At 47.2% G+C, this 12433-nt stretch carries 16 protein-coding genes and 2 pseudogenes; 11 read left to right on the forward strand and 7 right to left on the reverse strand.

The window, feature by feature from the left end; translation table 11 throughout:
- Positions 1–225, reverse strand: a 225-nt coding sequence (locus CPT76_RS39190; RefSeq protein ID WP_258168207.1) for an epoxide hydrolase N-terminal domain-containing protein, incomplete at its 3' end; no start/stop codon positions are given.
- A 107-nt stretch (positions 226–332) separates the two neighbouring features.
- Between CPT76_RS39190 and CPT76_RS08395 the strand changes: the two genes are divergently transcribed.
- The 3 genes from CPT76_RS08395 (at position 333) to CPT76_RS08405 (ending at position 1987) form a co-directional block, all read left to right on the forward strand.
- A complete protein-coding gene (locus CPT76_RS08395) occupies positions 333–1187 on the forward strand; it encodes a helix-turn-helix domain-containing protein (protein WP_105442590.1) in 855 nt (284 codons plus the stop codon).
- 100 nt (positions 1188–1287) lie between these two features.
- Positions 1288–1596: a hypothetical protein gene (locus CPT76_RS08400; protein ID WP_105442591.1), complete on the forward strand. Its 309-nt coding sequence runs from the start codon at positions 1288–1290 to the stop codon at positions 1594–1596.
- A gap of 19 nt (positions 1597–1615) precedes the next feature.
- Positions 1616–1987, forward strand: a complete 372-nt coding sequence (locus CPT76_RS08405) for an iron chaperone (RefSeq protein ID WP_105442592.1) — start codon at positions 1616–1618, stop codon at positions 1985–1987.
- A gap of 119 nt (positions 1988–2106) precedes the next feature.
- On the opposite strand, the gene CPT76_RS08410 is transcribed toward CPT76_RS08405, so the two are convergent.
- A complete protein-coding gene (locus CPT76_RS08410) occupies positions 2107–2619 on the reverse strand; it encodes an RrF2 family transcriptional regulator (protein ID WP_105442593.1) in 513 nt (170 codons plus the stop codon).
- Positions 2620–2790: 171 nt separating this feature from the next.
- Here CPT76_RS08410 and CPT76_RS08415 point away from each other — a divergent pair, with 171 nt between their 5' ends.
- The 4 genes from CPT76_RS08415 to CPT76_RS08435 all read left to right on the forward strand — a co-directional run bounded on the left by CPT76_RS08415 (position 2791) and on the right by CPT76_RS08435 (position 5572).
- On the forward strand, positions 2791–3450 hold the full coding sequence (locus CPT76_RS08415) for an FMN-dependent NADH-azoreductase (RefSeq protein WP_105442594.1): 660 nt from the start codon (positions 2791–2793) through the stop codon (positions 3448–3450).
- A gap of 93 nt (positions 3451–3543) precedes the next feature.
- Entirely contained in the window at positions 3544–3984 is a 441-nt protein-coding gene (locus CPT76_RS08420) for an AAA family ATPase (protein WP_105442595.1), read from the forward strand.
- 397 nt (positions 3985–4381) lie between these two features.
- Positions 4382–4987, forward strand: a complete 606-nt coding sequence (locus CPT76_RS08430; protein WP_105442597.1) for a TetR/AcrR family transcriptional regulator — start codon at positions 4382–4384, stop codon at positions 4985–4987.
- 147 nt (positions 4988–5134) lie between these two features.
- Entirely contained in the window at positions 5135–5572 is a 438-nt protein-coding gene (locus CPT76_RS08435; RefSeq protein ID WP_105442598.1) for a VOC family protein, read from the forward strand.
- A 54-nt stretch (positions 5573–5626) separates the two neighbouring features.
- Here the strand turns inward: CPT76_RS08435 and CPT76_RS08440 are convergent, their stop codons facing one another.
- Positions 5627–6469: a helix-turn-helix domain-containing protein gene (locus tag CPT76_RS08440; RefSeq protein ID WP_105442599.1), complete on the reverse strand. Its 843-nt coding sequence runs from the start codon at positions 6467–6469 to the stop codon at positions 5627–5629.
- 174 nt (positions 6470–6643) lie between these two features.
- Between CPT76_RS08440 and CPT76_RS08445 the strand changes: the two genes are divergently transcribed.
- From CPT76_RS08445 to CPT76_RS39195, 3 genes are all read left to right on the forward strand, one after another.
- The gene (locus CPT76_RS08445; RefSeq protein ID WP_105442600.1) at positions 6644–8029 is read left to right on the forward strand and encodes a family 4 glycosyl hydrolase; all 1386 of its coding nucleotides are present in this window, start codon (positions 6644–6646) and stop codon (positions 8027–8029) included.
- Positions 8030–8396: 367 nt separating this feature from the next.
- Positions 8397–9341 (forward strand): serine hydrolase domain-containing protein, encoded by a 945-nt coding sequence (locus CPT76_RS08450; protein WP_105442601.1) that lies wholly within the window; start codon positions 8397–8399, stop codon positions 9339–9341.
- A gap of 92 nt (positions 9342–9433) precedes the next feature.
- Positions 9434–9568 (forward strand): hypothetical protein, encoded by a 135-nt coding sequence (locus CPT76_RS39195; protein ID WP_258168208.1) that lies wholly within the window; start codon positions 9434–9436, stop codon positions 9566–9568.
- Positions 9569–9635: 67 nt separating this feature from the next.
- Here CPT76_RS39195 and CPT76_RS08455 read toward each other — a convergent pair whose 3' ends face one another.
- The 3 genes and pseudogenes from CPT76_RS08455 to CPT76_RS41950 form a co-directional block, all read right to left on the reverse strand.
- Positions 9636–10097 (reverse strand): hypothetical protein, encoded by a 462-nt coding sequence (locus CPT76_RS08455; protein ID WP_105442602.1) that lies wholly within the window; start codon positions 10095–10097, stop codon positions 9636–9638.
- A 5-nt stretch (positions 10098–10102) separates the two neighbouring features.
- Positions 10103–10894 (reverse strand): hypothetical protein, encoded by a 792-nt coding sequence (locus CPT76_RS08460; RefSeq protein WP_105442603.1) that lies wholly within the window; start codon positions 10892–10894, stop codon positions 10103–10105.
- A gap of 22 nt (positions 10895–10916) precedes the next feature.
- A pseudogene (locus CPT76_RS41950) lies at positions 10917–11264 on the reverse strand (CBO0543 family protein); the annotation flags it as partial.
- Between the two features lie 371 nt (positions 11265–11635).
- On the opposite strand from CPT76_RS41950, the gene CPT76_RS08470 reads away from it, so the two are divergent.
- Positions 11636–12040, forward strand: coding sequence for a hypothetical protein (locus CPT76_RS08470; RefSeq protein WP_105442605.1), 405 nt, complete (start codon positions 11636–11638; stop codon positions 12038–12040).
- A gap of 99 nt (positions 12041–12139) precedes the next feature.
- On the opposite strand, the pseudogene CPT76_RS08475 reads toward CPT76_RS08470, so the two are convergent.
- Positions 12140–12433: pseudogene (locus CPT76_RS08475) on the reverse strand (MFS transporter); the annotation flags it as partial.

A 12433-nucleotide genomic window follows, 5' to 3' on the forward strand; every position in this document is an offset into this window, starting at 1 on the left:
GATATGGCAGCAATACTGGGATAAGCGGTTCAACTCGGATTCCTTGGCTCGCCAATCATAATGGTCCTTCCAGTACGAAACGAGCGACTTTAAATAACTTAATTCCGTGCCTCGTTCCCATCCATCGTTATCTACTTGTTCCGGCCAGCGAATATGATCCAGTCTGTATTTTAGATCGTCCAAAATTTCGTCTGCGACATGAATGTGAAAACGCTCAATAGTCATCGTGCTTTCCCTCCTTTTGTCGTTGCATCGCCATTATATCCTTTGTGCTGGTATGGTACACTGGCATAAACGAAGCATCTAACTATAAAATTTGATAGGTGATGGCTATGCCGCAAATAGACCGACACAAACATCGTACCGTGAATATTGAGTTTGCCGCTGTGGAGGATCTCAGCATGCTTCCTTATCCTGAGCGTTATACTCTCATTCTCTTCACATCAGGAAGGATGAGCGGGACGTTAAACGAACGGCCGATTTCGATCGTAGCTCCTGGTATCCTTTGCTTGGCTGAGGATGATGAGATGGAAGTGACAGAAAAACAAAACGTTGCTGCACAATCCTTTCGTTTTCATCCCGAATTTCTTAACACGATCACTCTCTCCGAAACGCGGGGCTATTTCCCGACGAGTCCGAGAATACAAGCTGGCCGTTCCCTTTTTCACAGGGAGGATCCATATACAGCTGTACCCCGTATCACCGAGAAAGCATTTCCGCTATTATTTGAATGGTTTTTTATACTCGGCATGGAAGTGCAGGCGCAAAGTGATGCCCGCTGGGCGTGCAGAATAAAGAAATACCTCATCCAGATTTTAGGTTTGCTCGAGGATTTAAACCGAAATGGCGAACATTCCCCTGTCGATTTGGTGCTAGAGTATATTCACACGAACTATTCCAGAAAGATTTCTTTGGAAGATCTGACGAGCTGCGCTCATTTAAACCGAGTGACACTGAATAAGCTGTTTCAGGAAAGATGCGGTCTTACAGCCATGGGTTACTTGCTGTCATACCGTTTAAAAGTTGCAAGTGAACTTTTAACGCACACCGGGATGAAGCTTGATGAAATTGCTCACGCTGCCGGATTTGAGTATGACACTCACTTGATCAAGCAATTTACGGCTAAAAAAGGCATCTCACCTACAAAATACAGGACCATCTCCCGCAAGTTCTCCACAGTTCAATAAAAGACGGATGGCCTTTGAGCCTCCATTGACAGTGATCCGCTTAACGATTAAGGTAGTGGAGGATATGAAGTAGAAAGTCATTTATTTTTGGAGGATATTTATGAATCAACGCTTTCGAATTACGAGATCGATGCAGCCGGACTCCGGTGATCAAGACATTTCATTGGAAGAATGCAAAGCTTATTTTTCAACCAAGGCTGATTTTACTTACCAAACGGTGCTGACTGTACAAGGGGAAGAAAGTACTATGTCGATCGAAGGGGATTTCTTTATGTGGCAGCATGGAGACGCCCTCATTCCTTTTAGGCACTATATGGGGGAGTTGTATGCAGCTGTCTCTCATCAAGACGTCGTGCCCCTTATGGTCGAAATTGCAGGAGATTTGCGGGCGGATATCGTGGAAGGGTAATGGACATAGAGGGGGGGCCATGGAAGTTTTTGAAGAATACTTAACACGGATGGATAACCCCGAGCATCGTGCCCGATTGGAAGAAATACTGTGCTGGATCACGAAGACATTCCCGAATTTAACGCCAAAGATTGCATGGAATCAGCCTATGTTTACCGATCACGGTACATTTATCATCGGCTTCAGCGTTGCCAAACATCATCTGGCTGTTGCCCCTGAAAGGGCGGGAATTGTTCATTTTTCTGATGAAATTGTACAGTCTGGCTATGATCACACCAAGGAGTTGGTACGGATCCGGTGGGATCGTCCTGTTGATTACTCCTTACTTGAAAAATTGATCGAATATAATATCTTGGATAAGGCAGACTGCACCACTTTTTGGCGGGTATAGGCTTGGCCATCGGGCGTAAAATTGCAAGACAACAAGAAAACACAAAAAGCCGCAATGTTGCGGCTTTTTGTGTTTTATATCCATTTTGCAAAAGCTTGCCTGCTTCCACTGCTGCCTACTTAAACCTTGTTGTTCTTCTTAAAATAGGCACGCGCATCTTCCCGGGTTTCCTTGGGCAAGGTGCGCTCCAGTTCCTCGTTCATCCACTGCAGTGTCCGGCTTCGCAAAGAGTCCCGCATTTTCTCCTCCGCATCCAGCATGACCATATTGATCAAGCAATCCGAAGGTGTACAGGAAGCGCAAGCATCGTTGTTTTCCTTGCTCCGGTAGAAATAATTTTTATCTTTAATGTTCTGGCATTGAAAAATGGGCTGATCTCCTTCGACGGCCGTTACGACATCCCAGAAAGTTATCGCATCCGGGGATTTGGCCAACTTGTAGCCGCCCTTGACCCCTGGTACCGAATCCACAATACCCGCTTTGGACAGCTTCCCGAAAATTTTGGACAGATACGTCTCCGACAAACCTTGGTAGGCGGAAAGTTCTTTGATCCCGATCGGACTGTCCACCGGGAGATCAATCAAATATACGAGGCAATGCAAAGCATATTCGACCCCAATACTATACTGCATGCAAGCCACCTGCCTCCCGATAAATTCACTAACCTTAATGTTAAAAGCAAACATTTTTGATGTCAAACGTAACGCGATTGACAAACGGAATGATTGCAAGTTATAATGTCGACATAACTAATCGACGATTAATGTTGTCGACAATTATAAATAAGTAGGAGAGGATGCATCATGAATAAAATGCTGGTTCTAAATGCCCATCCGGACGTCGAATCCACCACCTCGGTGACTTTAAACGTGCTCGAGTCTTTTTTACAGCGTTACAGAGAGCTTGTCCCGGATGGTGAGGTCGAACAACTCCATCTTTATCGTGACGAGGTACCACTGCTGGATCATGTTGCTCTAACGGCCCGCAGCAAGTCCGCAGCAGGAGAATTGCTTGCACCAGAGGAGCAGGCCGTTACGGACCGGACGAACGAACTGCTGCGGCAGTTCAAAGGTGCGAAGAACATCGTTATTGCGATGCCGATGCATAATTTCAATATCCCGTCCAAACTCAAAGACTACATGGACGCCATTCTCATTCCGCGGGAAACGTACACGTTTACCCATTCGGGATCCGTAGGCTTGCTCAAGGACGGACGGAGCGTACTCGTTATTCAGGGAAGCGGATCGATATACACCAATAACGACTGGTACACGGAAGTGGAGTATTCCCATCAATATCTACGATCGATGTTTACCTTTATGGGATTTGACAGCTACGAGATCATTCGCGCGCAGGGAAACGCTGTTTTACCGAAAGAGAACGTACTGGAGCAGGCCAAGCAGGAGGCCCTTCAGGCGGCCGAACGTTTCGCACATCGCATGTCTGGCAGCGTTACGGGATAAGGGCTCGTATTAAAGATCGTCCTGGGGGATACGATAAAGATCAAATCGGATCTGAAACGCCCCGCCATCTTTAGGCCAGGAAGGAAAACCGTCATGGAATGCGTCATTTTCATTGGGATACAGGCTTCTGGAAAATCAACATTTTACAAGGAAAGGTTCTTTGCAACTCATATGAGGATTAATCTTGATATGTTGAGAACAAGGCATCGGGAGAATGTTTTTCTGGAAGCATCCGTCCGAACGATGCAATCCTTTGTGGTAGACAATACGAATCCCACCGTGGAGGATCGAAAAAAATATATCGATTTCGTGAAAAAACATCATTATAAGGTTATAGGGTATTATTTCGAACCTGACTATGAATTATCCCTTAACCGTAACAACAAGAGGGAAGGGAAAGAAAAGGTTCCTGAGATCGGAATGATTAGCACGTTGAAGAAGCTGCAACGGCCGTCTTATAGTGAGGGTTTTAATGAGCTGTATATAGTCAAGTCACTAAATGATGCGTTTGAGATTCAAAAATTACCTTTATGAAGGATAACGCAATCCTACCGTGCGCCGTTAGGCGGCACGGTTTTTTTGCTAATCCTTTCCGGTCAACAGCCGTCTTCCGAGCTGCAGTCTCGCTTCAAGCTCAATCCGGTTTTTGCAATCCTCGCAGTAATACATTCCATTTCTGTTTCGTTTCGCGCGGTCGTAAGCTGAAGTGCCCTCGAAGGCGTTAAATGCCCGTTTGCACCCATAACAGATCAGTTGCACACGAAATCCATTAGATTGCTCCTGCACAGAATACCCCCTTCTGTAATTGATGAAAAAGTCCAGCTCCCTTGACTTGGTAACCACGGCACGGTATAACTGAAAAATGAAATAACACACTGTGCTATTTATAATAATACAGTGTGTTAAAATAAAATCAAGGGGCGTTTTCACCGTGCCAAAAATTGTGGACCATGACCAAAAAAGAAAACTAATCGCCGAATCGGCATGGAAAATTATTGGAACAAAGGGGATTGAGCATGCGTCTATCCGTGCCGTCGCCGCTGCGGCAGGGGTGTCGCCTGGAGCCTTACGGCATTATTTTTCAACGCAGGACGAGCTGCTGTTATTTATCGTAGATTATTATTTGACGAGGGGAGCCGACAGAGCAAAAGGAACAGAGATAAGCCGTATTCCGATGAAAGCCGCGCTGGAAGTGGTATTAGAGCTCCTCCCCATGGATTCGGACAAACGAACGGCAGCCGGCGTCTGGTGGGTATTCGCCATCCGTTCCCTCACTAGCTTGGCGTTACAAGATAAAAAGGATGAGCTCACGGACGGGCTTCATGACCTGACCAGAACCGTCCTCGATCTTCTGGCTAAGGCAGAGCTTCTTCCCTCGTCCATCGACATGGAGCTCGAAAGCTTGAGATTGGCCGCGCTGATCGAAGGCTTGACGGTCCTCGCATTGCTTCGGCCGGAGATCTACGCGCCGGAGACCATTGAACGGATCATCGTCCGCCACCTTCAGGAGCTGTGCGGGCACGCGGTGAATGAGTAAACAAGAAGAGGAACGGTTTCACCAAACTCAACTTAGCAATTGAAAAGAAATCGCAATCGTTGATATACGATAATATTGGGTTGAGCTTATTGCGTCATTTCTAAAGCGATCTGCATCACTATTGCTCGGATGAAGGAGATGTGCGAAATGAAGGTCAATAAAATAGATCATGTAAGTATAAACGTAAATGATCTCTCGGCCGCCAAAGCGTTTTTTCTCGATATAGGCTTTGAGGTGCGAGCGGAATGGGAGATGGAAGGCGAGCTGTTGGACCGGGTCCTTGGGCTCCGCAACGCAAAAACAGCCTGTATAGCATTGGGGGCACCAGAGAGCCAGGCATGGATCGAGCTGGTCAAATATTATCATCCGTCCGATGATACCGAAATTCAGCAGTCTTATCCCTATACGCTCGGTATCCGGCATATGGCCATTGAAGTTGAAGATATTGAAGCCATCGTCTCCACATTGAAACAGAAGGGCACGGAAACCTTTAGTGAGATCCAGCAATATGAACAAAGTTACAAGTTATGCTATGTTCGTGGGCCGGAAGGGATCATTTTGGAGTTGGCAGAGAAGGTCAAATGACGGGAGATCACGTCTCAGGCATACGCAAGGGATTGCATGCGCAGACAATCAGGGTTACTCGAATTTCGAAGGCGGCACGTTGTAATATTTTTTGAAGGCTTTTGAAAAGGTAAACGGATCAGGATACCCAAGAAAGCCTGCGATCTGTTGGATTGTGTATTTTTTGGCGTAGAGATAATCTCGTGCCCGGTTCATTTTGATTTGGGAAATGTATTGTCCCGGCGTAATGCCAACGCTTTTCTTGAAATAGGAGATAAAATACTTTTCGGATACGCCGACTAGCGCAGCGAGCTCATTCATCCGAACGGAACGGTGCAGGTTTGCATCCACGTATTGAAATACGTCCTGCAGTACACTTAGGCTTCCTTCGGTTTTACCCGGTTTCCTGCCGTTGAGGAATGTGCCGGTGTAGGCGCCTTGCCCGTGAAGCTCAAGGATCTTCGCAATAACGGCGAGGAGGCAGGCTTTCAAGTAAAGCTGGTTCCCCGGTGTGCCGCTGCCCTGTTTCAACCGGCGATAGGCCTGTGTGAACAATACCGCTTCCTCCTGGATCTGGCCGCTTGGCACAATTCCAGGGAGTTCGAACTCACCTAGTATTCGCTGTTGTTCGCCGATGCCGAAATTGAAATGAATGTAAATGAATCGGCAGCCGTCTTCGGTCGTCGAAGCGATATAAGGCATATCGGGATAAAAAAACACCGCATCTCCCGGACCCGCCGTATGTTCGGACCCGCCGATAGTCACCTTCACAGAGCCCGATTGAATGAACCACAGATCGTAATCAGGATGGGACTTGTGCTCGGTCCAATTCTTATCGTGAGCTTGTTCTAAATAAGAGCTTATGCCGAGCGTGACATACTCCGAGAGTTCGTTGAGAATACTCATGTTTGCATTCATCGGGTTGCTTGGCCCTCCTCTACCGCATGACATTTATGATTTTAATCTTAGTATAACAAAGGGTTTACGAGTTGTTAATGATATTACTTTTTGACATGTACTTGAAACTATCTCACATTCCGTTTTCCGGCCATCCTCCTATAATGGACTTATACCATACGAGGAGGGTTATTTGTGAACGGTGTGAACATGCAGCAGCCGAAGGTCGTCGTCATTGGAGCAGGCAGCCTGTTTTTCGGTCGTCAGTCCATTTGGCAGATGGTCCATTCTCCATACTTGAATCAGGGAACGCTTGCTTTGGTGGATACGGACGAGGAACGACTATCGAAAATGGTCAAACTGGCGGAGATGGTGGCCCGGGAGAACAACGTATCTTTGAAAGTGGAGGGCTCGACGGACCGAAGACAGGTGCTTCCGGGAGCTGACTTTGTCGTACTCAGCTTTGCGGAGCAATCGGTCAAATACCGGGGAATCGACTGCCAAGTATCATTAAAATACGGCATTCGCATGTGCTCCGGGGACACGATCGGTCCAGGCGGTATATTTCGGGCGATGCGAGAGCTGCCGATCATTATGGAATGTGCTAGCGATATTGAAGAGCTGTGCCCCGACGCCTGGGTGATCAACTATATTAACCCGTCTACCGTACACGGGATCGCTTTACACCGGTATGCGCCGAAGCTGAAATCTTTCGCGCTGTGTGACAGCCACCATATGCCGCATAAAAAGGCCTATTACGCAGTACGGGCTGGAATTATTGAGGACAGAAGCGGGTTCAGCGAGGAGATCGACCGGAAGTTCGACTTCCGCGTCGCTGGCGTCAACCATTTCACGTGGCTTTTGAAAGCGGAGTTCGAAGGCAAGGATGTCATGCCCACGATCGCGGATGCGATGCGCAAAGCGGCTGGCGAGGAGAACAACGGGGGAGACCGCGGGGCAAAGGCGCTTCATAACGACGCCATTTCGTATGAACTGTACGATATTTTCGGGTATATCCCTACGTGTACGGCCCATACCAAGGAATACGTCCGTTATTGGCAAGGTCACGGCAAGACGCCGGACGCCATTCCGCCGTTATCGATATGGGAGACGGAGGATCGGTATCAGCGTCACGACGAGATGTGGCGGCAGGTCGACGACTTCCTCTCAGGGAATATTCCGATTGCCGATTACATGAGTACCTTCGGCCCGGATCATGCGACGGACATTATCGAAAATATGGTGGGCAACTTGGGGAAACGGTTTTTCATCAATACGCTGAATCGCGGCGCGGTTACGAATATGAGCGACGACTCGTTCCTGGAACTGCTGTGCGACGTGAGCATGGACGGGGCGAAGCCCGTTCACGTAGGCGAGATGCCGCGGGGAATCCGGGGCATGCAGGAACTTGTGCTGGATACGCATGAGCTTACGGCAGAGGCGGTTGTGGAGCAGAGCTACGAGAAGCTGCGGAGAGCGATGCTGACGGATCCGCTCGTGAACTCGATCAGCGACGCAGACCAGATCATCAAAGAACTGCTGACACTTGAGCGGGAGATGATCCCTGATGTCTGGTATTAAGAATGACCATCCAAACCCAAACCAGGTTCGGCGTCATGATCGTCAGTATATGTAGGAGAAAGCCGGGCGCATTAAGCTGAAAAAGTTCCATGATTGGACGTTGGTGCCCATACAACAATAGCAAGCGAGCTAGCGCATTATGCGCAGCTCGTTTGTTGTTTTTGGATAATCAGGCTTCCCATCGTGCTGGATTTATCGTTTCGGGCTGGGGTACATCACCATCACGCCAATTATACACATGAGTCTTTAATAACACCTTATTATATAGAAGGCATGTATTCAGATAAAATATTATTGAAACGATATTCTCCCATTATGAAATAGCTGATATATAAGGGTGTATATAAAGAAAAAGGGATGGTGGAAAATGATGAATTTTACGAAGCTTACTGCGTATCTGGATACTTTTTATAACGAAAAAAACATTCCCGGTTTAGGTGTCGCTATGTATCACAAACACCAGCCTGTTTACGAACATTATACCGGGTTTTCAGACGTAGAGAATCTAGTTCCATTTAGCCGGGACAGCATTTTCAAACTGTATTCTGCAACAAAGGTTGTGACCTGTACAGCACTGCTGCAGCTGCTAGAGCGAGGAAAATATAAGCTCACGGATTCTTTGTATGAGTATATCCCAGAGTTTAAGCACATGCTTGTTCGTCATTCGCGGCCAGATGGAACAGTCGACCTGCTTCCTTCACAAAATCCAATTACCATCGAGCATTTGTTTACAATGACAGCAGGAATCGAAACGATTCATACGGATGCAGTTCATAAGGCTGTCGCCGAGAGCAACAGTGAGGGACGCACACTTGCTGTTATCAAGGCGGTGGCGCAGGAGCCGTTAGCCTTTGAACCGGGCTCGCATTTTAAATATACCGCGTGCCACGATGTGCTGGGTGCATTGCTCGAGGTCATAACTGGGCAAAGCTTTGGACAATATTTGCAGGAGAATATTTTCGATCCGCTAGAGATGAAAGATACCTCATTCCAGCTAAAGGATGAGAGCCGCTTTTGCAAGCTGTACAATCGATTTAATGGTAAGACGCACACGGCAGAAAGCGTCGGAGAAACCTTTAAGCTTAAGCCAGGCCCAGCTTATGAAAGCGGCGGCGGCGGATTATATTCCACAGTGTCAGACTATATTATATTTGCAGAGGCATTATGCAATTACGGATTGGCACCGAATGGCGTGCGCATCCTTAAACCGGACACAGTAGATGCTATGCGAAGCAAGCACTTGTCGCCTACTGCGCAGCAGGACTTTACCAAATTCGGCGGGGAAGCAAACTGGGCTACAGCTATGGCTTAGGCGTAAGAACCTTAGTGAATCCTGAGGATAACAATGCACTTAGCCAACACGGGGAATTTGGCTGGGATGGCGCTAGAGGCTGTTACGTTGTCATGGACCCAGTATCGGAAGTCACGCTGTTCTATGCGCAGCAGGAACATGGTTCGGAGTGGTATCGCTGGCACGGAACGATACGGAACTATGCCTATGCGAGCATTTGGGATGCAGGGATGCCGCCAACCCGATAACATAAGCCGACGCTTAGAGGATTTGTGAGGCGAAAAAAGCCGCAACCATGCGGCTTTTTGTGTTTTCTTAAACGACCCTTGCTGTTCCAAATGCATAATGATGCCATAAAATATTTTCCACCGTATCAGCCTGCTCCTCCTCGCACTCAATCAAGAGGATCACTTCCGAATTTTTGCCCCGTAACAGACGCCGCTGCTTTTTAATGACTTTGTAGTAGAACAAGTCGATGCAAACCCCAAGGATAAAACCAACTGACGTGCCAATCAGGCCGCAGTAGATCGGCCCCCAAGCCAGCTTAAAACCGACACTGGCACCAATGACGGCAAACGCCGTTCCAAGCGCAGCTCCTGTGCTGACCAATGAAATGCCGTCCGCATTGTGAATGCTGTCAAACAATCGCCGCTCTGTTTTGCGATTCGTTAAAGGTACAGCGAAAATGTTCTCTTTATGGATTCCGTTTTTCTCCAGAACCGTGATCGCTAATTCCAAATTGGTGGAATGCTCAAACGTTGAAAATATCTGTACCATCGGGTTTATTTCACTACCTTTCCCTTTTTTACTTGAAACGAAGGGCTTTGGTAATGCTTGATCAGGAAGCTCTTCTGCTCGTTGTTAAACAGCTTGTTGTTTTCCACGGTGTTTGCATACGAATCGTACGCTGCAAATCCCCACATGGAGGGCATAAACAGCAGCCATTGTTTGTCAAGCACGGCCGTTGATTCCGTTAATTGACCAAGGAACAGGTATTGGACGGACAGAAGCAGTTTGGAGAAATATAAAAATGCGATCGTCCAAGCAAGTGAGAAAAATGCGGTGACGATGCGGTGAATGTGCAGCTGTCCAAGCCCTGGCATAAATAAGGACCAGATGGCTGACATAACGGGTTGTCGTTTATCCAAATAATTGATTTCCATCGCTCCGATGGTAAAGGAGTTAAACGGAGCGTTTTCTTTTTCCGCGAGTAAAAACACTTTGTTCATATCGACCGATGTCCGGTAACTATCCCATATGCCAAACAAATAAACCGGGATATACATGAGCATCCACCTTGGTTCCAGGACCTCTTTCGCTGCCTCAATATTCCCGCAAAACGAATGTACTATCGCCAGATTAATCTTTGCGTTGTAATTGACAATCACTTCCCACATAAACAAGGTGAGCCCACGTAAATATTTGCTTAACAGGAGGTGCCCAAAACCAGGAAAGGCCGCAGACCACCAAGCAATGACATACGGATTGCGGATATGAAACTGGGTGGTACCGGCAATGGAAATATGGGCTTTGTAGCGGCGGAATTTGTTTTCGACATTCCTGTAATTATCCACGAACTTTCCTCCATAAATACACTTAACGATTGGCTATTTGCCTTCTCACGAGTTTCAGATTATACACAAGAATTAAGAATATAAAGGGATATAACACAGCTGAATACCACAGCTTCCAACCGTTATAATAAAAAAAGTCAGTCTGCAAAGTTAGCCATTCAAAGCTGGTAGAAAATACTGACCACACAATAATATATATCATTTTGAACCGCATTCTCTTATGGAAAGGGAAGAAATTCAAGAACAGAAAGCTGACGGATGGGAAATACATGATAATCGCCAACATTGACAGCCACTGGAAGCCAGGGGACAGATAACCATAGAGATCATAATGCAGGTCGAACACCACATCCGTTGTAAGACCGAATGCGTAGGCAAAAAAAGAGTCGCATAAACCTCAATCCTGCTTAAATTTTTGGGGACAGCAATAGACACAATGTTCAGAAATAAAAAAAATACAAATACATAGACCATGCTTATTGACCACTTCCCATTTTGATCCGGCGCAGTTCTGTGCCTGATTAGCATTATGGGATGATTCAGATGATTATAAACCCCCTTCCACTGAAGACAGTAAAAAGCCCTCGGCGATGGGGCCAAGGACTTATCGGATTTTTGTTGGGCATTACTAGTCTCCCCAAAAGATCATACTTTTGGTCGGGTCGTGTTTCTACCCAAGCATTACCATAGGGACAGCATACATTAATAGAGTCAACTTATGATGATTAAGGAGGAGATATGATGGGGAACAACAATATTCACGGCTGTCCCGCTCCACAGAATATTACATTGGTGCAGCGCTTGCAGGCGCTTGTGGGACGAACGGTGACGGTGTTCCAGCCCGGGTTTCCAAGATTGACCAAAACGACAGGCAAGCTCTCCAATGTGACCAAGTCCTCGTTTACAGTTGGCAAGACTGTAGTCGCAATCCAAACCTCCTTTTATATCGTCACGAACGAAAGGGTTGTACGGACGAAACCCTTTGACTTGACGGCCACCGCAGAAGATATCGGCGAACTGAACGGGATATTAATCCGCGTGGGTCGGGGGTTTGTCGAGTTTGTCCAGACCCCGGGCCGAAGAGTGCCTACCATTTTTCCACTAAATATATTTACTGAAGTGACTTGCGAAAGCGAAGAGGAGTAAGAACCGCACCAAAGCGAAAACCTTCAATCCGTTGTGGCATGGATTGAAGGTTTTTGAGTTTAGATGCTTCTATTATATTGTAAGATGCAATGCAGTTTTTTACCCTTCTTCCGTCGAGTACGTCTTAAGGTTCCGAAGAACAGGGAAAAGCCAATACATCCAGATTACGGCAACAGCTAGGGTGCCAACGCCGCCGATGATGGTTGCCGGCACGGCACCGACCAACCCGGCCATCGTACCGGATTCGAATTCGCCGAGCTGATTGGAAGTGCCGATGAAGAGCGAGTTAACGGCATTGACCCGGCCTGCATTTCTGGGGCTGTTCACCTGTACAAGCGTCGAACGGATCACGACGCTGACGACGTCGGCAGCGCCGGTGAGAAACACGCCAAG

Source organism: Paenibacillus sp. AR247, assembly GCF_002968895.1.
GTDB classification, from domain to species: domain Bacteria; phylum Bacillota; class Bacilli; order Paenibacillales; family Paenibacillaceae; genus Paenibacillus_AQ; species Paenibacillus_AQ favisporus.